Annotated in this window: 19 protein-coding genes; 13 read left to right on the forward strand and 6 right to left on the reverse strand. The window is 46.5% G+C overall.

Annotated elements, in window-relative coordinates:
• Positions 1–2 precede the first annotated feature (2 nt).
• The 6 genes from AC0YNT_RS25115 to AC0YNT_RS25140 all read left to right on the forward strand — a co-directional run bounded on the left by AC0YNT_RS25115 (position 3) and on the right by AC0YNT_RS25140 (position 6,503).
• The gene (locus AC0YNT_RS25115; RefSeq protein ID WP_475807062.1) at positions 3–425 is read left to right on the forward strand and encodes a PH domain-containing protein; all 423 of its coding nucleotides are present in this window, start codon (positions 3–5) and stop codon (positions 423–425) included.
• 123 nt (positions 426–548) lie between these two features.
• Positions 549–2,297, forward strand: a complete 1,749-nt coding sequence (locus tag AC0YNT_RS25120) for a sensor histidine kinase (RefSeq protein WP_475807063.1) — start codon at positions 549–551, stop codon at positions 2,295–2,297.
• Positions 2,294–3,082 carry a response regulator transcription factor gene (locus AC0YNT_RS25125; RefSeq protein ID WP_475807064.1) on the forward strand — a complete coding sequence of 263 codons (789 nt, stop codon included), beginning with the start codon at positions 2,294–2,296 and terminating at the stop codon, positions 3,080–3,082. The genes AC0YNT_RS25120 and AC0YNT_RS25125 overlap by 4 nt, the downstream gene beginning before the upstream one ends.
• A gap of 122 nt (positions 3,083–3,204) precedes the next feature.
• Positions 3,205–4,530: an extracellular solute-binding protein gene (locus AC0YNT_RS25130; RefSeq protein ID WP_475807237.1), complete on the forward strand. Its 1,326-nt coding sequence runs from the start codon at positions 3,205–3,207 to the stop codon at positions 4,528–4,530.
• A gap of 90 nt (positions 4,531–4,620) precedes the next feature.
• The gene (locus AC0YNT_RS25135; protein ID WP_475807065.1) at positions 4,621–5,502 is read left to right on the forward strand and encodes a carbohydrate ABC transporter permease; all 882 of its coding nucleotides are present in this window, start codon (positions 4,621–4,623) and stop codon (positions 5,500–5,502) included.
• 122 nt (positions 5,503–5,624) lie between these two features.
• A complete protein-coding gene (locus AC0YNT_RS25140) occupies positions 5,625–6,503 on the forward strand; it encodes a carbohydrate ABC transporter permease (protein WP_167278711.1) in 879 nt (292 codons plus the stop codon).
• 172 nt (positions 6,504–6,675) lie between these two features.
• Here the strand turns inward: AC0YNT_RS25140 and AC0YNT_RS25145 are convergent, their stop codons facing one another.
• Positions 6,676–7,893 (reverse strand): low temperature requirement protein A, encoded by a 1,218-nt coding sequence (locus AC0YNT_RS25145; protein ID WP_475807066.1) that lies wholly within the window; start codon positions 7,891–7,893, stop codon positions 6,676–6,678.
• A gap of 125 nt (positions 7,894–8,018) precedes the next feature.
• Between AC0YNT_RS25145 and AC0YNT_RS25150 the strand changes: the two genes are divergently transcribed.
• On the forward strand, positions 8,019–9,044 hold the full coding sequence (locus AC0YNT_RS25150) for an NAD(P)-dependent alcohol dehydrogenase (RefSeq protein ID WP_475807067.1): 1,026 nt from the start codon (positions 8,019–8,021) through the stop codon (positions 9,042–9,044).
• Positions 9,045–9,061: 17 nt separating this feature from the next.
• Here the strand turns inward: AC0YNT_RS25150 and AC0YNT_RS25155 are convergent, their stop codons facing one another.
• Positions 9,062–9,577, reverse strand: coding sequence for a tetratricopeptide repeat protein (locus AC0YNT_RS25155; RefSeq protein ID WP_475807068.1), 516 nt, complete (start codon positions 9,575–9,577; stop codon positions 9,062–9,064).
• Positions 9,578–9,852: 275 nt separating this feature from the next.
• Positions 9,853–11,460 (reverse strand): glycoside hydrolase family 43 protein, encoded by a 1,608-nt coding sequence (locus tag AC0YNT_RS25160; RefSeq protein WP_475807069.1) that lies wholly within the window; start codon positions 11,458–11,460, stop codon positions 9,853–9,855.
• A gap of 212 nt (positions 11,461–11,672) precedes the next feature.
• Here AC0YNT_RS25160 and AC0YNT_RS25165 point away from each other — a divergent pair, with 212 nt between their 5' ends.
• A complete protein-coding gene (locus tag AC0YNT_RS25165; RefSeq protein WP_475807070.1) occupies positions 11,673–12,539 on the forward strand; it encodes an AraC family transcriptional regulator in 867 nt (288 codons plus the stop codon).
• A 169-nt stretch (positions 12,540–12,708) separates the two neighbouring features.
• Positions 12,709–14,235: an ABC transporter substrate-binding protein gene (locus AC0YNT_RS25170; protein ID WP_475807071.1), complete on the forward strand. Its 1,527-nt coding sequence runs from the start codon at positions 12,709–12,711 to the stop codon at positions 14,233–14,235.
• Here AC0YNT_RS25170 and AC0YNT_RS25175 read toward each other — a convergent pair.
• Positions 14,225–14,998, reverse strand: coding sequence for an exodeoxyribonuclease III (locus AC0YNT_RS25175; protein WP_475807072.1), 774 nt, complete (start codon positions 14,996–14,998; stop codon positions 14,225–14,227). The two genes, AC0YNT_RS25170 and AC0YNT_RS25175, sit on opposite strands and share 11 nt — an antisense overlap.
• Positions 14,999–15,150: 152 nt before the next feature.
• Here AC0YNT_RS25175 and hisA point away from each other — a divergent pair, with 152 nt between their 5' ends.
• Positions 15,151–15,927, forward strand: a complete 777-nt coding sequence (gene hisA, locus AC0YNT_RS25180; RefSeq protein WP_475807073.1) for a phosphoribosylformimino-5-aminoimidazole carboxamide ribotide isomerase — start codon at positions 15,151–15,153, stop codon at positions 15,925–15,927.
• A gap of 197 nt (positions 15,928–16,124) precedes the next feature.
• Here the strand turns inward: hisA and AC0YNT_RS25185 are convergent, their stop codons facing one another.
• Complete coding sequence (locus AC0YNT_RS25185) at positions 16,125–17,003, reverse strand: DMT family transporter (protein WP_475807074.1); 879 nt, start codon at positions 17,001–17,003, stop codon at positions 16,125–16,127.
• Between the two features lie 346 nt (positions 17,004–17,349).
• Here AC0YNT_RS25185 and AC0YNT_RS25190 point away from each other — a divergent pair, with 346 nt between their 5' ends.
• Together AC0YNT_RS25190 and AC0YNT_RS25195 are read left to right on the forward strand one after the other, a co-directional pair.
• Positions 17,350–18,120: an ABC transporter ATP-binding protein gene (locus AC0YNT_RS25190; protein ID WP_475807075.1), complete on the forward strand. Its 771-nt coding sequence runs from the start codon at positions 17,350–17,352 to the stop codon at positions 18,118–18,120.
• Positions 18,121–18,305: 185 nt separating this feature from the next.
• The gene (locus tag AC0YNT_RS25195; protein WP_475807076.1) at positions 18,306–19,166 is read left to right on the forward strand and encodes an ABC transporter permease; all 861 of its coding nucleotides are present in this window, start codon (positions 18,306–18,308) and stop codon (positions 19,164–19,166) included.
• Here the strand turns inward: AC0YNT_RS25195 and AC0YNT_RS25200 are convergent, their stop codons facing one another.
• Positions 19,167–19,946 (reverse strand): 3'-5' exonuclease, encoded by a 780-nt coding sequence (locus tag AC0YNT_RS25200; RefSeq protein WP_475807077.1) that lies wholly within the window; start codon positions 19,944–19,946, stop codon positions 19,167–19,169.
• Between the two features lie 114 nt (positions 19,947–20,060).
• Here AC0YNT_RS25200 and AC0YNT_RS25205 point away from each other — a divergent pair, with 114 nt between their 5' ends.
• A complete protein-coding gene (locus tag AC0YNT_RS25205) occupies positions 20,061–20,651 on the forward strand; it encodes a TetR/AcrR family transcriptional regulator (RefSeq protein WP_475807078.1) in 591 nt (196 codons plus the stop codon).
• The last annotated feature ends 203 nt before the right edge of the window (positions 20,652–20,854 follow it).

Here is a 20,854-nt window from a genome sequence, read left to right on the forward strand (position 1 = left end):
GGATGGCATTTGCTCCAAAAAGAGATTGGTGGCTTTCTTTGATCATATGGAGCTGTATTGTCTTATTGTTCTTGGCAGCAATATCCCCTTTTGTTATAGGTGGAGCCGGAACTTTTGTAACGATCTTTATTGTTGCCTTATGCTTGTCCAGTGCGTTGCTTATACTATGGCTATGGGTAGATGTCTCCTATGTAATTGGAGAGACTGATCTGCTCGTTCGGATGGGACCAATTCGAACATCCATCCCGCTCTCCAGTATCCGGAAAGTAAAAGCTGTACGCTCCATTATCTCCAGCATGGCTACGTCAATTCATAGGCTGGAAATCCATTATAAAGCTTACGATATGCTCTATATTTCACCACTTCATCAAGATGCTTTCATAGCGGAGCTTCAGCGCAAATGTCCGCAATTAAAGCTTGATTGAACATACTGAGAAGCAGCTTGCCGCCGCAGGCAAATGTATCAAGCCCCATATATGAGGGCTTTCTTTTTTTTAGTGATTTTGTGTATAGTAGTGGCTACAGATAGTAGGGCGGGAGGGCTCGAGTTGTTCCAGTTCAATCGGATAAACACATTACGGAATCAGATTTTCTTAGGCTTTATGCTGGTTATGCTGCTGGTACTTGTGTCTGTAGGCTTTTTCACGTATGGACAAGTCTCGGAGCTGCTGCGTAATAATGCCGAAAAACATATTCAGCAGACAGCGGTGCAGGCTACAGGGAAGATGGACGTTCTGCTGCATCAAATGGATACGTTTACAATGCAGGTGGCCACCAATGCTTCCATTCAAACTCTGATGGCCAAGGAAGTTGGCGGTACGCAGCTCACATTCGAGGAGCGGCAGGTCCTGCAGCATGAAATCCGGAAGCAGCAGGCTTATGTAAGTGGGGTGCAGTCCATTGAGCTGTATACGAACGGCTTTCGGGTGCTGTTTCCGCTGACAGATATCAGCTTGTTCAACCGGGTGCCAAATGAATGGATCCGCCAGGTAGATCATGCCGCGGGGCAACTGGTGTGGTTCGGGATTGATCCAAAAAATCCAAATCAGATTACAGCGATCCGCCGCGTTCGATTGATTGACCAGTCTTTTTCGAATGCAGGGTATTTATTGGTTCGTATTGATAAAAAATATTTTGAGCTGATTGATAATGAAACGTCCAGCAAAGAAGAGATGGGGCTGATCGATGGCTCTGGCCAGATTATTGCTGCTAATTTCTCGGATGATATTCCGCAGGATGTCCTTCAGCAAACGGACCGCAAGAAAATTACGATGAACGGCAAAGCGTTTATTCCGGTGCAAAAGCAGCTTGATGCGGCGGCAGGCTGGAAGGTGCTTATTCTGACGCCGGTTGATTATGCGACAGAGGGAATCTCGGTCCTTCGAACAGCTATTGAGATCTCAGTTATGGTTGGGGGATTGTTGTTCCTGATCTTAACGTTTATCCTGTCGACGATGATTACGAGTCCAATCCTTAATCTGATTAAAGCGATGCGTGGGGCAAAATATGGCTCACTGAAGCCGATTCCTGTTACCTCTTCGACCCTGGAGATTAATGAACTTAATAATACGTACAATCAAATGGTCGCCTCGTTAAATGAATTGATTGAGGTCGTTTATCAGAAGGAGATTATACAGAGCCGGACAGAGCTGAAGGCACTGCAGGCACAGATTAACCCTCATTTCCTATTCAATACTCTTGAGGCTCTCTATTGGGCGCTTGAAGACAAAGAGGAAGAAGAGCTTTCGCAGGTCGTTGTTGCGATGTCAGGCTTATTCCGTTATGTCATTAACCCTGCTGACGATGACGAATGGGTAACGGTGGCGGATGAGCTGGAGCATGCCGAGCGTTATCTCAAAATTATGGAGATGCGCCTGATTGATCGCCTCACTTGGCGGATTGAAGCAGAGGATAGCTGCCGTCGTGTTCCTATTCCGAAGCTGCTTATTCAGCCGCTTGTGGAGAACGCAATCTCACATGGAGTAGAGCAGCAGCTTGGACAAGGAGCAGTTGTAATCACCGTGGAGCCTTCGGACCGCACAGGCTATATTCGCGTATCTGTCTTCGATAATGGTCCGGGAATGAGCTTTGATAAGGTGCAGTCGCTGTATGCCGCAATGAAGCTTGGGCATGTACATGATGCCAAAGGCACTGGAGTTGGGATATCGAATGTGGATCGCAGGTTAAGGCTTTACTACGGGGAAGAGGCAGAAGGACTGCAGATACAGAGCGAGCAAGGAGTGGGCACAAAGATGTCCTTTGAAATACCGATTGAGCATGGGGGCGAGTTGAAATGAAGACAATACTAATCGTGGATGATGAACCAAGAACAAGAGAAGGTGTACGCAAAGTGCTGGAGTCCTGGTCTGCAGGACGTTACCGTATAACGACGTCGACCAGCGCAGTTGAGGCATTAAAGTGGTTGGATGAGAACGAAGCTAATCTGGTCATTACCGATATCCGGATGCCGGAGATTAACGGGCTGGAGCTAGTGGAGAAGCTGAGGGAAAGGCCTCATTCTCCCGTTATTATCGTGATTTCCGGCCATCCACAGTTTGATTACGCGCACAAAGCGCTGCAGTTTGGCGTTATCGAATATTTACTTAAGCCTTTAGATAAAACCAAGCTTGTTGAGGCAGTGGAGCTTGCTTTCCGCCGTGAAGAAGAAATGAATCGGGTTGAACGAATGGAGCGGATCGTTGATACGAAGCTGCTGGAGACAACGGAGCAGGAAACCCAATACGGTACGCAGGTGAAAGAAGCGATTCAATATCTGGATGAACATCTAGGTGAGTCGATCACGATGAAGGATATTGCGGACTACTTGCATATGAATGCGAGTTATTTCAGTGTGCTTTTCAAAGATCAGTCCGGGCTTACATTCAGTGATTATTTAACAAGACGAAGAATGCAAAGAGCCAAGGAATTGCTGATGAATACACGTCTTTCTATAAATGAAATTGCCGAGAAGGTCGGGTACCAAACAGCTAAATATTTCGTGAAAGTATTCCGTTCACATGAAGGAGTTAGTCCCGGGCAATACCGGAAGGGCGTTTCTCATACAGAAGAGACAATCCAATAAAAGTAGTACTTTTCCCAATTCATATGACCTTATGCTGCTGTGAAAGCGCTGTTACAATTTATTTAGCAACACAAACACATCAGTCAAAAGGGGTTGTAAACGTGTTCAAACAAACAAAGTGGATGACAATGGCACTTATTCTAAGCCTGGCAGTTGTAACTGCGGCATGCGGCAATAACAACAACAGCAGCTCGAATGGCGGCAACACAGCGTCTAACGGGGGCTCTTCTGAAAGCGGTTCCGATAAGAAAGTGACGATTAACTTCATGCATCTGTGGCCGGAAGGCGTATCCGCAGGTCAGAATAAAATTGTGAATCAAATCATCGACGATTATCAAAAAGAACATCCAAACGTTACAGTCAAGCAAGAGGTTCTGGATAACGAGCAATACAAGAACAAATTGAAAGTCCTCTCTGCTTCCAATCAACTTCCTGATGTAGGTGTAACTTGGGCAGCAGGCTTCCTGAAGCCTTATGTTGACGGTAATTTGTTCACACCAGTTGACGATCTCTTGAGCGGTGAACTGAATGGCAAATTCGTAGCAGGTACAACAGAAGCTTATGCAATTGAAGGTAAAACGTATGCGCTTCCACTTGAGTTCAATATTGCTCCAATCTACTACAACAAAGAAATTTTCAAAAAATATAACCTTGAAATCCCTACAACCTACGACCAATTCAAAACGGTTGTAAAAACACTTTCGGATAACGGCGTTGCTCCAATCGCTCTTGGTAACAAAGACCGCTGGACAGGTTCCCTGTGGTATATGTACCTGGCTGACCGCATCGCTGGTCAAGAAACAGTAGCTAATGCGATTACAGGCAAAGCAAAATTCACAGATCCAGGCCTCCAGCAAGCAGCAACTGAAGTGCAGTCACTTGTTGATGCTAACGCATTCGTGAAAGGCTTTAACGGTCTGTCCAATGAAGAAGCAAAATCCGAATTCACGAACGGCAATGCGGCTATGTACCTGATGGGTACTTGGGACCTGCCTAACTTCACAACGAATGAAGATATTCCGCAAGCGTTCCGCGACAACGTTGGGTTCTTCAAATTCCCGACGGTTGAGGGCGGCAAAGGCAACGCGGACAGCTGGGTTGGCGGACCTGGTGTAGGCCTCTTCGTATCGGAAAACTCGAAAGTGAAAGATGAAGCAAAAGCTTTCGTTCAATACTTCGTAACGAAGTGGGGCGAGAAATCCGTAACTGGCGCAGGTGTTATCCCAGCTACGAAGATCGATACATCAACGCTTGAGCTGCCGCAACTGTACATCGACCTGTTCAACGAACTGAACAAAGCAAGCAGCATCACCTTGTTCGCAGACGTTCAATTGCCGGCTAATGCGGCTGAAACTCATCTGAACATGATCCAATCGCTCTTTGGCAAAGCGGTTAAGCCAGACAAATTCGCAGCTGAGCAAGACGCTGCGATTGCGAAAGGCAACTAAGTCAGACATCTAGAATAGAGGAGGCCTATCCGGCCAGGTGGAACTGATCGGATAGGTGCTCTCCCCTTTTGCAGAAAGGAGTCGGCCAATTTGGATAAAGTACTATCGAACAAGAAAGTTATTGCACTGTATATCCTGCCTTCTTTGCTGCTGATTCTTGCTATCGTGTATATTCCTATCGTTTTGACGGGCTATTACGGGCTAAATGAGTGGAACGGAATTGGAGCAATGAAGTGGGTTGGCTTGGATAACTACGCAACACTGATTAAAGACGAAGATTTCTGGAAAAGTGCAGGACATTCGCTTTTGCTAGCTGTTTTTTCAATGGTCAGTCTTATCGTTTATCTTATTGTAGCAATGGTATTAGCGGCTAAAATTAAAGGAGCAAACCTGTTCCGTAAAATTTACTTAATTCCGATGCTGCTGTCCTCAGTAGCAATTGCACAGCTTTGGCTCAAAATCTATCATCCTACTAACGGTATTATGAATAGCTTGCTGGAATCCCTTGGCGTTGCAAATCCTCCCGCTTGGCTTGCAGAAACGGATCTTGTTCTGTTCGCATTGTTTATTCCGATTCTGTGGCAATACGCGGGCTTCTATATTCTGATTTATTACGCAGCACTGAAGAACATCCCGTCTTCACTTGAAGAAGCAGCTAAGATCGATGGAGCGAACTCCTTCCAAATTGCTTGGAGAATCAAATTCCCGCTCGTGATGGAAGTTGTTAAAGTAACGATTGTCCTTGCTGTGGTTGGTTCCTTGAAGTATTTCGACTTGATCTATGTAATGACCGACGGTGGTCCTAATGGCTCTAGTGAAGTAATGGCATCATATATGTACCATAAAGCATTCAAAGCTTATGACTTCGGTTATGGCAGTGCAATTGGATTCTTCCTGCTCTTGATCTGTCTCATTGCGACTTATATCATCCGTAAGGCAACGGCAAGTAAGGATACGATTCAATATTCTTAGGGATTTCATTCGGTAGGCTTTTGCTTGCGAAGCAAAGATTCATATGCTTACGAAGTAAGAATCATCACGAACAGCCCTTATAGGCTGTTTGTGTAATAATTCTTTTCAGGAGGTTACGCTTCATGTCATCTACAACTATGAAACTGGGCGGCGAAGCGAAATCCGGTTCGAGAATAGGAATGAAGGTCGGCTATGCTGTACTGTACATTGTTCTCATCGCCGTTGCAGTGTTCCAGGTTTATCCGCTCGTCTGGTTAATGTTCTTCTCACTTAAGAATAACCAGGAAGTTTTTAATCTCTCGCCATTTGCCTTGCCATCACCTCCACATTGGGAGAACTACAGTAAAGTGTGGAGTGCTGGCAATATTGATACTTACTTCTTGAACAGTGTATGGATTACTGTTGCGGCTACCGTACTGACGATTGTCTTTGGCAGCTTGGTTACCTTCGCAATTACTCGTATGAAATGGAAGCTCAGCTCGCTTGTTCTTGGTCTCTTCATGGTAGCGATGATGATCCCCGTTCATTCGACGCTTATTCCACTGTTCAGCATGTTTAACAAAGTACACTTGATCGACAACCCGTTGTCTTTGATCCTGTCATATGTGGCATTTAATATGCCAATCACGATTATGATCCTTCTTGGCTTCTACTACGCGCTGCCGAAGGAAGTAGAAGAAGCGGCCGTTATTGACGGGGCAAGCATTCATACCGTCTTCTTCCGGATTATTTTCCCGATGACAAGCTCGGTGCTCGCTACTACGGGAATCATCAACATGATCTACAACTGGAATGAATTTATTTTCGTAAACACGTTTATCAGCTCGGATAAGTTCAAAACATTGACCGTTGGTGTTCAGAACTTTATCGGTCAATACACAACCGACTGGGGCGCAATTGGTGCGACACTGATGATCAGTATTCTGCCAATCCTCATTACGTTCCTGTTCCTCAGCGACCGCATTGTAGAAGGTATTGCTGCAGGCTCGGTAAAAGGTTAACTCTCTATGTAAAGTGAAAAAGGAGCTATCCCATTAGTCATTAAAATGACGATGGGATAGCTCCTTTTTTTTGGAGTTGGTTAAGAGTCCTCAGGGACCTTAAGCTACCCTGCAACATGTGATCCGATTTTATGGCGAGCGAGCACTCTTTTGAGACAGCCACGTTTTGTACTTAATGCGATTCGGTTGTATGATGCCCCTGAAGCGGTGTGGCCTGACAAAGCCGTTCGGTGAAGACGGATCCCCAGATCGAAACCGCAATAAGCGTAACCGTTGCAAAGAACGATAAGAGCAGGGGAGACAGGATACTGTAAAAAGGGAATAGAACAACCAGCATAATGATTCCGGCTGTATAAGGAGCAGAGATGACACCTGCGGCAATTCGCATAAACAGCATATTACCGAGTAAATACAGGGCAGGGCCTGCCAATATAACGACAGCGGTCTTCATCTCCAAATGACCGCTTGGATGCGCGAGCACGAGTTCATCGGCAACAGCAGATAAGATAATACCTCCAACCAAGAGCAGATGCGTATACGTATATGCAGAACGGGCAACTCGGCCGGGATCATTGGAATGAGCAATAAAGTGATGTCCTGTTTTGGCCGTCATATTAAAGTAGATCCACCACATGGTAACGGTACTAAGGAAAGCTGTGGCAAATGAACTAAGGGCAAGGATATCCCATTCATGTTCGGCGAAGGTCGCCCCTGTAACCAGAATGGACTCACCTAAAGCAATAATAATGAACAGTCCGCATCGCTCCGCCATATGGGAACCTTCGACATCCCACACGGTTGTAGGGGTTTTGCCGAGCTTGGGAACCCAGAAGCCCAGGGAAGGGGAGAGATACTCAATGAATAACGCAATGCACCATAGCGTCAGCCGGGTTTCCTCATCTGCAATTCCTCCAGCAATCCAGAAGATTCCGGATAAAGTCAGCCAGCTAAGAATGCGGATAAAGTTGATGCGGAGCTCTGTTGAGCCCTTTTGAAGAACCCAGACGGTATAAGCGGTTCTTCCAACCTGGAACAACGTGTAGGCACAGGCAAAATAAATGCCTGACTTCTCAAAAGCTTCCGGCAATGAGGCCGACATAATAAGTCCAACGAGCATAAGTCCTATCAGCATAAATCGTACACGAGAGGTTTCTGGATTAAGCCAGTTCATCACCCAAGCGGTGAAAATCCAGACCCACCAGACGGCCATGGTGAGAATTCCTAACTGAAAGGCGCCTTCCCACGTAAAATTTTTCAGAAAAGAATGGGATAACTGGGTAACAGCAAAAACAAAAATTAAATCAAAAAATAATTCAATAAAGGATACTTTCCCTGATTCGCTGTTGCCTCTGCTGCGAAATAGGACGGCATCTGAAGTCAACCTCTTCATTCTTTCTCTCCTTTTGTTTCCACGGATTTTGTAGATTGTATCACGTGATAATTGAAAAGTCATCGTTTAAGGAGGAGGTAACGTATATATAGAAAGTTAGAAACGTCAAGCTAAGGTGGGCTGTTATGAAGGTTGAGATAAAGGCTGTCGAGTTACCCGGAAAGCAAATACCTCGTACGATGAAAGCTATGATCTATGAAACGTATGGATCACCTGATGTACTACAGATAAAAGAGATAGAGATTCCTGCACCAAAGGATCATGAAGTGCTGATTGAGGTCCATGCCGCTTCCGTCAATTCATGGGATTGGGATCTCCTCCGCGGCAAACCGTACATAAACCGTATTGGCGGACTTCGTAAACCACGGTTTCCGATTCTTGGTGCAGATATTGCTGGGAAGATCATCGCTGTCGGTGACTCCGTCAAACGTTTTCAGCCAGGGGATGAGGTATTTGGGGATCTGTCTGGCTGCGGCTGGGGTGGATTTGCAGAGTATGTATGTGCTAGTGAGGAAGTGTTGACTTCAAAGCCTACGGGGATAAGCTTCGAGCAAGCGGCGGCGATTCCTCAAGCGGCCGTTCTAGCCTTGCAAGGGCTGCGGGATAAAGGGAATTTACAGCAGGGCCAGCGTGTCCTCATTAATGGGGCTGGCGGAGGAGTGGGTACATTTGCTCTCCAATATGCCAAGTTATTTGGGGCAGAAGTAACCGCTGTAGACAGTACAGCCAAACGCGATATGCTGCTTTCCATTGGGGCTGATCAGGTCCTGGATTATACACAAGAAGACTTTACGGCTGGCGGACAGAAATACGATCTTATTCTCGATGTTGTAGGTACCCGTTCTGTCTTCGAAATAAAACGCGCACTTAGTTCAGGCGGTACCTATGTCATGATTGGCGGGCTAATGCCACGTCTTCTTCAGGCATTGCTTGCAGCACCCCTGATCGCCAGGCTGGAAAAGAAGAAAATAACGATACTGATACATAAGCCAAGCCATGACGATCAGATGGTATGGAAGTCGCTTATTGAGGCAGGTCAGGTCATACCTGTTATTGATCGGCAGTATGAGCTGAGCGATGCGGTCGAAGCGCTTCGATATTTCGGAACAGGCGAAGTGAAGGGGAAACTTATCATACGGATGAAGAACTAGAAACCGTTAGCCAGGTCTTAATCCGCTGCTTTTTCATCAAGATTTTCATTATAGGCCAATATCCCGCGTTTAAAATAATGGAGCTTTTCGTCAGTGGTAGTCTCCATTAAATTAGTAATCAGCAGCTTAACGCTTTCTTTGTAGCTATCGCTATTATACAGAGCCATAGCGAGAAATACTTGGATAGCTCGGTTATCCGGGAATTCCATCATCCCTCTGCTTAAAGTTTCAACTGCTTTCTCGTAATGCCCCCAGTAACGATATGTACTCCCTAGGCCCATTAAGCATCTTTCCAGATCAGCACCACTTAAGCCGAGCTCAATAGCTCGCTCATAATAAGGGATAGCCAAATTTCCAAGACCGGTATTATCATAAGCTATCCCTGTCTGGTAGTTAATCTCCGCATCATCCGGATATTCAGACAGCAGCTCTAACAACTGCTCACGCACTTCACTCAACATCACTTGATCTTGCTTTGCTCGTCCTTCTTCACGCCGTTTAATGAATTCACTCAATATGTCTTTCGTCATCATGTCACCATCCTCAAGTTTGCAAGTTTTCATCTACTCTTTGAATCATATAACAAAAAAAGAACGGAAGTAACCCACAAGAGCATGGGTTACTTCCGTCCTTTCTTTCTACCTGTTCCCCCAAAAAAATAAAGACATCGACGAGGAATAGAGGGAGTTATTCTCCTGGAGGAGCGCAGCGTTTGCCTTTGCCAGTGTGAAATCTCGTAATACGAGTAAATTCAAAGTTTCACACTGGCAACAGCAACCGGAAGGAGAACAATTCCCGTCATGACGAGCTACGATGTAGTATACGAGAAGTAGTCGAAGTCCGCATATTCCCCACTACCCGATGTATCCTGACACTGCATACCAACAAATGCACCGGTGAAGAAGCCGCCGCCTTGGATATAATCATCCGACAGCTTATGCGATTCGAAGGTAACAGGCAGTGTCGTCCAATGATCACCGTCGAAGGAATACGAGTAACGGTAAGTCAATTCCGTTACATCAACACGAATATAGACATATTCCACGCTTTCTGAAATAACAACTTCTGCTCCTTGAAGCGGCTGCGAGAACGAGAAATTATCGCAGGCAACCAGCTCAAGAATTCGGCCTTTCTCTTCATGCCAAGTGATCTGGCAAGATGTCCAGTTCTGCGTATTGTAGTAATTCACGAGACCAGCCGATTGCTGGAACGTTGTTGGGTTGAAAGCAACCTTCGTCTCTGCCGTAAAGTTGAAATGCTGCCAGCGGCGGGCAACGAAGGCTTGCGTGAACTTCGATGTCAGCGACTCTTTACCGTAGATGCGTAGATGGCCAGGGTTGTCCTTCAAGGAAACGATTTTCTCGCCAAGTGGAATACGCAGCGTCTGGAAATGCAGGTTCAGCGTTTCTGAATCAAACTCATCCTTCTCAGGGAAATCAGGTGCCCATACCACTTCTTCGATGTCAGGCCCTTCAATAGTCAGTGATGGCTTGTTGCCGCCAACGACATAGGGCCAGTCGTTATTCCACTCGAGACGCTGGATCGCAGTCTCACGTCCAAGCGGGCAGAAGCCGCGTGGATCAAGCAGTGGTTGGCCTTCCCGAGACAGCGGACGTCCAACTAGATGGACAAGGAACCACTCATCTGTATGCGTTTGGACGATCGAAGCATGTCCCGCTTTTTGCAGTGGAATACGCGGATGGGCATGCGACGAGATCAACGGATTTTCAGGATGAACCTCATAAGGTCCACGAAGCTCCTTCGAACGGGCGATGGTCGCCTGATGATCGTATTTGGTTCCGCCTTCAGCGGTAAGCAGGTAGTAGTACCCGTTGATCTTGTACAAATGAGGGGCTTCTGTCAGCTTAATATCCGTTCCTTTGAAGATGATCTCCGCTTTGCCAACAAGCTTTTGCTTGGCAGCGTCATATTCCTGCAGCACAATGCCGTAGAATGGATGATTGCCTACTCTTTGATCCCAGAGCATGTTAACAAAATACTTTTTGCCATCTTCATCATGGAAGAGGGAAGGGTCAAAGCCGGAGCTGTTCATATGGATCGGTTCGGACCACTCACCGTCAATTGTGTCGCAAGTCACAAGGTAGTTATGGCAGTCCTTCCAATTTCCTTCAACCACTTTCACATCGGTGTAAATAAGCCAGAATTGGTTATCGCTATAGGATAATTGAGGTGCCCAGACGCCGCCAGAATCCGGATTACCCATCATATTCAGTTGGCTGAGGCGATTCAGCGGACGAGATGCAAGCCGCCAATTTTTCAAATCTTTTGAATGATAAATCCCAACGCCAGGGAACCATTCGAAGGTAGACACTGCAATATAATAATCTTCGCCTACACGGCAAATGCATGGATCAGGGTTAAAGCCAGGCAAGATCGGGTTCTGAATAACGGCCATATCGATAAAATTCTCCTCTCAACGTTCACGAAATAAGCTAATGGAAAGGCTGGGGATAGTAAGAAATTACCCTTCTTCGTCACCTAAATCGATTAGCTGTTATGTTATGATAACAATATATTATCAAGGTATTAACGGATATCCAATATCCATAGTGAGAAGATATTTACCCAAATCAAGCGATATGATTCATCATGCTGGAGGAGTTTGGAATGGAGCAAAAAGAACGACAAAAAAAGGAATTTATGCTCCCTGATATGGACTCTACTTTCCGCGTCTTTGGTGCACATTGGAGAACCGTTGACAAGGAATGGAGCTATCCGCTGCATAAGCATCCTATATTCGAAATTAACCTCGTTCTATCCGGAACGCAGGAGTTTATTGTTGATCGAACGCGGTATGAACAAAAGCCAGGTGACCTGCTGCTGTTCAGACCTGGCGACCGGCATGAAAGCAGAGTGATTGGCGGAGAGGAGATGACGTATTACTGTCTCCATTTTGATGTGGATGAGCCTTCTTTTCGCGAGCTGCTTTGCCGCAGTCCGAGATGCTTTTATCCTTCAGATAGTGAACTTGCGATGGCGATCCGTCCTGCATTGGACAAGCTGATCGAGTTAACCTCGGAGGAATCGGTTGTGCGGACGGAAGCCCGTATGCATATATTGTCGGCTTTATTTGAGTTGTTTGCTGTGATAAGCGGCACTTTGTCCAAGCTCAATCAGGATCCGGCAGGAGCCCGAAGTTCGGAAGTTGCTTCTCAAGTTGCAGCTCTGCTGGAGCAAGCAGTGGAGGATGTAGAACTGGATGATAAGGATAGGATAACAGCTATTGCTGTTACGTTAGGTTACAGCACCTCTTCGGTGAACCGTATGTTTACCCGAGCATTTGGAGTATCGCCAAGGCAATATTTATCGACGTTAATACTGAAGAAATCCAAGCTTCTGCTTATGGATCCTGAGCTTACCATTGAAGAGATCTCCTCCAAGCTTGGGTACAACAATATTGCACACTTCAGCAGGCAGTTCAAACGGTGGACGGGGGAGTCACCAAGCCGTTATCGCGATCGGTTTCACGAATAATGGATAAGATAGACAATAATAATTAGAATGGTAAAATATAGGTTAGACATTTGAAACTGCTGGGAATAGACAGGAGTGATGAGCGATGCGAAGCCATACCTGGAGGAACTCCCTATTAAGTCTGCTGATAGGCTTATTACTTATCCTTTCGGCATGCGGGAGGGCAGAGATGACCTTTCATCCAACCGCTGATACAAAAACGATAAATATTGGAGTAACCTACTCGCCTAATTCATTAAATCCTCTGTCGCCGGCTGGACAAGTCTCTTCTTATATAGCGGGTTTAATGTATTTGCCACTTGTAGAGCTGGATGACGATCTGACGTTCAAGCCGATGCTGGCGGATTCCATTACTACAACGGATCAATCTGTATTTACAATTCATCTGAATCAGGATGCCACATGGAGTGACGGTACGCCAATCACTGCAGATGATGTTATCTATACGCTGAAGCTTATGACGAATCGAGATATTGCGTCTAACTATGCCTATATGTTTGGGATTATTGAGGGTGTTGATTCAGAGGGATATTTGCCTAAGGGACAGTCGGAATTAGCCGGAGTTCAGAAGGTCGATGAACATACCTTGACGATCAAGACAAAAGCAACAACAACGTTAACTATTTTCCAGGATACGATTGGCCGTAATTTGCTGACACTTCCGAAAGCCGAGCTTGAGGACGAGTCTCTGGTGACAATTAAACAGGGTGATTTTGTGCAAAAATCAGCCGTCACAAGCGGCCCATATAAGCTGGATAGTTATGAAAAGGATAAGCTAGTTCAGATGACAGCGAATAAAGTTTATTTCAAAGGCGAGCCGCATATTACCAAATTAAATGTAAAGGTGCTGCCTAGCTCAATCATCGCGGCGCAGCTTCAAAATGGGAAGATCGATATGAACATTCCGTCATTTGGCGTCATTCCTATTCAAGATCATGGGATGGTCAAATCACTGTCTGATGTTACGACAATCGACGGGCCATCGATCGCAACTCAATTGATGTACATCAATGAACAAGTGCTGCCAAGTGCGAAGCAAAGAAAAGCGATATCTTACGCGATTAATCGCGAGAGGATTGTAAATAATCTGCTGCGGGGAGCAGGGGAGACGGTGGATGGATTTTTTACAAGCTATAGCCCTTATGTAGATCCTAGTGTTAAGCAGGTGGAATATAATCCGGATAAAGCAAAAAGCCTGCTCGCGGAGTCAGGCTGGCAATCCGGTACAAACTTGACGTTATCCGTCTTGTCCGGAGACAGCACGCTGGAGCAGGCGGCTCGTATGCTGGCAGATGATTTAAAGGTGGTTGGGATCGATGTTGATATTCAGATGCTCGATTTTGCTTCCTTGGTGGATAAGCTCGTCAAGAAAGACTATGATCTTGGCATCATGACAGTTGCGATGTCTCTTGTTAATCCGCTGCCGGATATTGCTTATTTTCTGCAAAAAGGGAATCCTAACGGTTATGCAAATCCCGAGGTGAATAAACTGCTGTCATCCCTTCAGTCGGAGACGGAGGAAACGGCGATTAAGCAAACCTATAGCAGGCTGCAGCAGATTACGGCAGAAGATGTGCCCATGCCGTCCATCTATGCCACTCGTGCCCTTGGCGCTGTTAATCATAGAGTGATCGGCGCAACGCCAAAGGATTACGGTATGTTCATCAATGTGGAGAATTGGGATATTAAGCGTTAAATTTATTCGAATCGAGAGTTAGAACAACCGGACAATGATCGCTGCCGAGTATCAGGCTGTCGATGCCAGAATCGACGATGCTTGGAGCGAGTCTTGCTGACGCCAGAAAATAGTCAATACGCCAGCCGACATTCCGTTCCCGGATCTTCGGCATATAGGACCACCAGGAGTAAGCGTCGGTTTGCTCCGGATACAAATAACGGAACGTATCGATAAACCCGGAGTCCAGAATCCGCGTCATTTTCTCCCGCTCTTCATCGGTGAAGCCGGAGTTGCCGCGGTTGGATTTCGGGTTTTTCAGGTCGATTTCCTGATGGGCCACATTCAAATCCCCGCAAACAATAACAGGTTTATGCTCGTCCAGCTGCGAGAGATAGCTTCTAAACTGGTCTTCCCATTCAAGCCGGAGCGCAAGTCTCGACAGATCACGTCTTGCATTTGGCGTATACACATTGACGAGATAGAAGTCTTCAAGCTCCAGTGTAATGACCCGTCCCTCGTTGTCATCATCTTCTTCGCCTAGCCCATAGCTTACCGAAAGAGGCTTATGCTTTGTAAAAATCGCCGTACCGGAGTATCCCTTCTTCTCGGCATAATTCCAGAACAAATGATACTGTTCGCCTAGCTCCATCGTAATTTGACCCTCTTGAAGCTTCGTCTCCTGCAGGCAGAAAAAGTCTGCATCCATGTCATTAAAATACGTCATAAATCCTTTATTTACACAGGCTCTGAGGCCATTTACATTCCAAGATACAAGCTTCATATAACGGTATTCTCCTTCTCTATCATCTCTAGTATTACTAGTGTAACATATGGCATCATCCTCGAAGTCCCTAAAAATTTGCCTTTGCGGCATACGTCTGCCAAGTGATTCTGCTACAATAAAGGGACAGATTATGAGAAAGAGGAGATCACATGAAGTTCAGACCATGTATCGACCTGCACAGCGGGAAAGTTAAGCAAATTGTTGGGGAGACGCTGGATGCCAATCCACAGCGTGTCGTTGAAAATTTTGTATCCGAGCATGACTCGGCTTATTATGCTTCGATGTTCAAGCGGGACGGCCTGACAGGTGGTCATGTCATTATGCTTGGCGGCGGTAATGAAGAAGCTGCATTAGCAGCACTGCGTGAATACCCTGGCGGCTTGCAGATTGGGGGCGGCATCACAGCAGATAATGCGGCTCAATACCTGGAAGCAGGCGCTTCGCAGGTTATTGTCACTTCGTATATTTTCCGTGATGGCGAGCTCAACATGGACAACTTGAACAAAATTGTATCCGAGGTCGGTAAGGACAAGCTTGTTATCGATCTGAGCTGTAAGCAAAAGGATGGAAGCTGGCATGTCGTCACGAATCAATGGCGGACGTTCAGTAACTTTGAGGTCAATGAAGCGAATCTTCGTGAGTTGGAATCGTATTGCAGCGAGTTCCTTGTTCACGCAGTAGATGTAGAGGGGAAACGGACAGGCATTCTAGAAAGCTTGGTCGAGCAGTTGGCGGCATGGGTGAAAATTCCGACCACATATGCGGGCGGCGCCAGGTCATTCGAGGATTTGGAGTTGTTCCGCCGTCTGACTAACGGCAAGCTTGATATTACGATCGGCAGCGCGCTGGATATCTTCGGCGGCAACCTTTCTTATGATGAGGTTGTGGCATACTGCCGCGGTAGAGAGTTCGAAGTTAATCCCTAGAATCGGAACGCAAAAAATGTATCTTCTTCCGCTGCTGTTGTCTCCCCTTTGCCTTGAACAATTTACTAAGGTAGCAAAGGGGAGACAAAGGCAGACGCTTCGCTCTTCCAGGAGATACATTTTCTGCTTATCCTCTCTAAGGTGATTAAAAACGACCTCTCTTTTTTTATGCCTCGTACAGTTAACACGGAAAGAAGTTATTCCTTTCCGTGCCTCATAAACAGCCACACACCGAACAATATTACGATGCCTGCGCTAAGCTGCCAGGCGGTCAATACCTCTTTCAGCAGTGCCCATGCCAGGATCGATGCGATAACCGGCTCGCCTAGTACGGACATTGAGACGGCTGTTGCGTTCATATATTTCAACAGCCAGTTGAACAAATAATGACCAAAGAGGGTCGGCACAATCGCGAGAAGCAGGAAGATACCCCATTCATGCGAGCTGTAGCCGGTAAACCGAAAACCTTGGATGAGGTTATAGATGGCAAGGGTTGTGGCGGCAATCGCAAACACAAGGAAGTTGTAGGCGAATGCGCTTATATTGTTCCGCAGTTGTTTGCCAATCAGCATATGAATGGCAACCGCAATAGTACCCAGAATCGACAACACATCTCCGTACAGCGCTTCCTGCGATAACGCGAGGTCGCTTGAGCCGATGATGACGGTGCCGATCATTGCAATGCCCATACCAAGCAGCATAATCCGGTTTGTTTTGGTCTTAAAGAGCAAGTAGGAGCCAAGCATAACAAGAACTGGCTCGAGCGCCAGGAAGATCGTGGAGCTGGCGACGGTTGTATAGTTCAGGGATGACATCCATAGCAGAAAATGCAAAGCAAGCATGACGCCGGAGGCAAATAACAGCAAAATCTGGCGGGCACTATGCTGGATAAGCTCACGCCGGTATTTCCAAGCAAGCGGCAGCATAATAAGAATGGTTAGATACAAGCGGTACATACCGATTACCGATGGCTCAGCACTCGACCACTTAATGAAGATTGATGAGAACGAGATGGCAATAATGCCAACGACATAGAGCAGCTCGTAGGCGGAGAAAGACTTAGTTGCGCGATTCATGAATGATACTTCTCCCATGCATTAAAATAGTTTAAAAACCCCAACATGTAATACTACTACAGGAGGGCAAACGGGAGCAATTTGTAACTCCTGCCTTTCCTTGCGAGCCTCTTGAAAAAACGATTGACAGTTGTTTCCTTTCTCGTTATGATCAGTACCAATAGAGATGGATTGACGAAAATGTCAGTCTGTCAGAATGAGATCGAATCGACTGGACGAACCAGAGATTCAATGGAAGACGGCTTCGGCTGCGTCCATTGGATCTTTTTTTTATCCCTAAATCCTACTATTCCAATGAGGAAAAGATGGTACGGGTAAAACAAACCAAATAGAGGAGGTGCCGGCTATGTCGACGGCATTATTGGAAATTGTAGATGTGAGCAAAACGTTCCGCTCCGCAGGAGATGCGGTCCCGGTTCTGGATCGGCTTAAGCTGACAGTTAATCAAGGGGAGATTGTATCGATTATCGGACCAAGCGGCTGCGGCAAGAGCACACTGCTCAAGATTGTTGCAGGGCTTGATATCGATATCGAAGGCCGTGTTCTGCTCGAAGGGGAGCCGGTGAAGAAGCCTTCTCAGGAGAAAGGATTTATTTTTCAAGAGCATCGTTTATTTCCTTGGCTGACGGTCGAGCGGAACATTGCCGCAGATTTGTCTCTTCGGAAGCCCGAGATCCGGAATAAGGTTGATGAGCTGATTAAGCTGGTCAAATTGCAAGGTTTTGAAAAAGCGTATCCGAAGCAGCTGTCTGGGGGCATGTCCCAGCGTGTTGCTATTGCAAGAGCCTTACTCCGTAATCCGAAGGTGCTGCTGCTTGACGAACCATTTGGCGCGCTTGATGCCTTTACCCGCAGCCATATGCAAGAGGCGCTGCTCGATATATGGCGGGAAAACCGTACAACGATGCTGTTTGTGACCCATGATATCGATGAAGCAGTCTTTCTTTCGCATCGGGTTATCGTGCTCGACGCACGTCCCGGCCGAATCAAAACGATCGTGCCTATCGATCTTCCGTTTCCTCGAAAAAGAACAGGCTCTGCGTTCCAGGAGCTTCGCACTCTGATCTTACGGTCGTTGGAGCATGAGGAGCCTGAAAAAGAATCTTATACAATCTAGCAGCAGCGGAGATTGTTTCGATCTATTACGTTTTCTAACTGTTAGCGGAGGTTGTTTCGGTCGAGTGTGACTATTGCGTGTTTGTTTTTAACCATAGAAACCGTTTAATCAAAAAAACAAACCGCAAGGAGCAATCGGCCGAAACAACCGGAGCGCCAACCGGAGTGTCGAAAGGAGTAAAAGAAATGTCTAATCCAACAACAGAAGCTTTAAAAGGAGTTGCATCTTCCCAAGTTACAGCAAATCCGATTGCGGCCACTCATACGAGAAGGAAGAAGGGGGACTTCAAGGGAAGAAAATTTTTGCTTGGCAGCCTGCTGCCTCTAATCATTCTGGGGAGCTGGCAGTATGTAAGCGGGACGGGAATCGTGGATCCGATGTTGTTCCCAGCACCTTCATCGATTGTGAAAGAGTTTTATGAAATGGTCGTGTCCGGTGAACTGTTCCGTCATTTAGAGATTAGTGTGCTCAGAGCATTGCTTGGCTTCCTGCTTGGCGGCAGTCTTGGGCTGATCTTTGGCCTTGCGGTGGGTATGTTCAGCAAGTTCGAAGAGCTTGTGGACCCTACTGTCCAAATGATTCGTACCGTGCCTCTGCTTGCGATTACGCCGCTGTTTATTTTATGGTTCGGATTTGGGGAGACGTCGAAAATATTGCTTATTGCGCTGGGCTCGTTTTTCCCGTTGTATGTGAATACGTTTCTTGGCGTGCGGAATGTAGATTCGAAGCTGTTTGACGTGGCACGTGTCCTAGAGTTCAAGCGGGTGAACCAAATGCTGCGGCTCGTTCTTCCGGCAGCGATGCCCAATGTTCTGCTTGGTCTGCGGTTATCCATCAGTATTGCATGGCTGGTGCTTGTTGTAGCGGAGCTGATGGGAGCCGATCGGGGCATCGGTTATTTGATTCAGGATGCCCGGTCGTTTATGCGTACGGAGGTTGTATTTATAGGGATTATCCTGTTCGCTGCCGTTGGCAAATTAACAGATTCGCTCGTACGGGTGCTGGAACGTCGTCTGCTCAAATGGCGCGATAGCTACAAAGGATAATTACATTTGAGGCGGATTGATGCTTGGCGGCAGCTTGGCAGCTTCCGCTTCGAAATATTGCTTAAGCTCGGCTTCTTTTCGCGGGTCTGTCATCATGACTTTGCCTTCCAGATGCTTGGTCACAAACAGCTCCCATGATGGTGCTGTCTTATGAGAACGCATGGAACGAACCGCGTTTTTGACAAGTCTGCGTTCTTTGGCATTTGTGTATTGATCCTTGTATTTCTGCTTGTAGCCGTCAAAATCAAGATGATCAAATATCGCCCGGAACACATCTGCCGTCATGATCGCATCGTCGAGCGCTCGATGGGCATTGCCTGCAGAAGTCAGATTCAGATCGGCTATAGCGCCTTCTACGCTGACGTCGTTCGTAACATTTTTATAGCGAAGATAACCTTTAAGCAGATCAAAGGAATCAACGGAAAGCCAGAAGGCATCATCAATCTTGTGCATCCGCGTATCAAAGACAATTCGCTTCATGTCTTCGCCGCCCCAGGTCATGATGATAAACGGTTCCCCTCGGTCCAGCCACGTGATAAACTCCTCTATGACACGAGGGAATCTTGGTGCTATATCAATCTCTTCCTGCGGAATACCTGTTTTTTTCTTAATAAAGGAATTCAGCTTGGAAAAGTAGACCGGTCTGATTAAGGAAGAAAAAATATCTGTCTGCTGCAAGTCAGCATTCAGCCGTACAGCGCCAATCTCGATGACTTCCATCGGAAGGTCACTCGCGAATTTGCGTCCGTTAAATTCAATGTCCAGAATTATATAATCCATATATTAACCCCCGATTAATTGCTCATGCCTATCCATTCTAACAGAAATCAGGAGTGAACAGGAGTGAGCGTATGAGAACCTCATGAGAGGATCATGGTAGAAGGAGCAAAATCTATGGCCCGGAATGTCATCAAGGATCAGCAGCAAAGGGAGCTGCGCCGCAATCAGATCTTAACGGCAGCAGCCTCGGTCTTTACCAAACGCGGTGTAGCTGTCGCGAAAATATCGGATATCGCGACTGAAGCGGGATTAAGCTACGGTCATGTTTATAATTTTTTTGAATCCAAGGAAGAGATTCTTCTCGTCCTGGTATTGTCCTCGCAAGAGAAGTATACAGAGCTGTTACAGGAGGCACGGAGCGGCAGTGGAACGGTCATTGATAAGCTGAAGCGGCTGATCAGCCAATATATGCACAGCAGCAGGACCGGAACGATGTATTGGGTTGTGCTGCAGGCACAGGCAACCGAAGTATTAAGTCCAGAGGAAAAGGATATGATCCACCGGAATGTTCATTTGAACCGCGACCTGCTCGCGGATATTTTGCGTGATGGTCAAGCGGAAGGTACGATTGCTGCGGGTGACCCTCTGGAGCTGGCGACACTCCTGCTTACGCTGTTTCATAATACGGCGATGTGGGCTTATCGCGGCTTTGGCGAGCCTTCCGATCATGCTATCGACATTATGCTGAGACTGGTTGCTAAGTAATCGCAGTAAGCGGGTTGGAATAATATGAAAATAGTGGTTGACAGCAATTAGGTCAGCTGATAATATCAGGATCACCAAATGACAAATTGATCAGTTTATCAGTTTGTTGCAAACGGAGAATAAAGAATCGACTGGTTCACCGGAGATTCGATTTCATAACCGTCCACCTGATCACAGGGGGCAGATATGAAATCGAATCTTTT

Source organism: Paenibacillus sp. J22R56 (assembly GCF_056269375.1).

What these genes read in the sequence shown, in the direction of transcription:
- AC0YNT_RS25195 (WP_475807076.1), top strand. Translation starts at nt 18,306, where the DNA reads ATGTCTAATCCAACAACAGAAGCTTTAAAAGGAGTTGCATCTTCCCAA.
- AC0YNT_RS25200 (WP_475807077.1), bottom strand. Translation starts at nt 19,946, where the DNA reads ATGGATTATATAATTCTGGACATTGAATTTAACGGACGCAAATTCGCG.
- AC0YNT_RS25115 (WP_475807062.1), top strand. Translation starts at nt 3, where the DNA reads ATGGCATTTGCTCCAAAAAGAGATTGGTGGCTTTCTTTGATCATATGG.
- AC0YNT_RS25140 (WP_167278711.1), top strand. Translation starts at nt 5,625, where the DNA reads ATGTCATCTACAACTATGAAACTGGGCGGCGAAGCGAAATCCGGTTCG.
- hisA (WP_475807073.1), top strand. Translation starts at nt 15,151, where the DNA reads ATGAAGTTCAGACCATGTATCGACCTGCACAGCGGGAAAGTTAAGCAA.
- AC0YNT_RS25170 (WP_475807071.1), top strand. Translation starts at nt 12,709, where the DNA reads ATGACCTTTCATCCAACCGCTGATACAAAAACGATAAATATTGGAGTA.
- AC0YNT_RS25155 (WP_475807068.1), bottom strand. Translation starts at nt 9,577, where the DNA reads ATGATGACGAAAGACATATTGAGTGAATTCATTAAACGGCGTGAAGAA.
- AC0YNT_RS25125 (WP_475807064.1), top strand. Translation starts at nt 2,294, where the DNA reads ATGAAGACAATACTAATCGTGGATGATGAACCAAGAACAAGAGAAGGT.
- AC0YNT_RS25205 (WP_475807078.1), top strand. Translation starts at nt 20,061, where the DNA reads ATGGCCCGGAATGTCATCAAGGATCAGCAGCAAAGGGAGCTGCGCCGC.
- AC0YNT_RS25130 (WP_475807237.1), top strand. Translation starts at nt 3,205, where the DNA reads ATGACAATGGCACTTATTCTAAGCCTGGCAGTTGTAACTGCGGCATGC.
- AC0YNT_RS25175 (WP_475807072.1), bottom strand. Translation starts at nt 14,998, where the DNA reads ATGAAGCTTGTATCTTGGAATGTAAATGGCCTCAGAGCCTGTGTAAAT.
- AC0YNT_RS25160 (WP_475807069.1), bottom strand. Translation starts at nt 11,460, where the DNA reads ATGGCCGTTATTCAGAACCCGATCTTGCCTGGCTTTAACCCTGATCCA.
- AC0YNT_RS25165 (WP_475807070.1), top strand. Translation starts at nt 11,673, where the DNA reads ATGGAGCAAAAAGAACGACAAAAAAAGGAATTTATGCTCCCTGATATG.
- AC0YNT_RS25145 (WP_475807066.1), bottom strand. Translation starts at nt 7,893, where the DNA reads ATGAAGAGGTTGACTTCAGATGCCGTCCTATTTCGCAGCAGAGGCAAC.
- AC0YNT_RS25150 (WP_475807067.1), top strand. Translation starts at nt 8,019, where the DNA reads ATGAAGGTTGAGATAAAGGCTGTCGAGTTACCCGGAAAGCAAATACCT.
- AC0YNT_RS25190 (WP_475807075.1), top strand. Translation starts at nt 17,350, where the DNA reads ATGTCGACGGCATTATTGGAAATTGTAGATGTGAGCAAAACGTTCCGC.
- AC0YNT_RS25185 (WP_475807074.1), bottom strand. Translation starts at nt 17,003, where the DNA reads ATGAATCGCGCAACTAAGTCTTTCTCCGCCTACGAGCTGCTCTATGTC.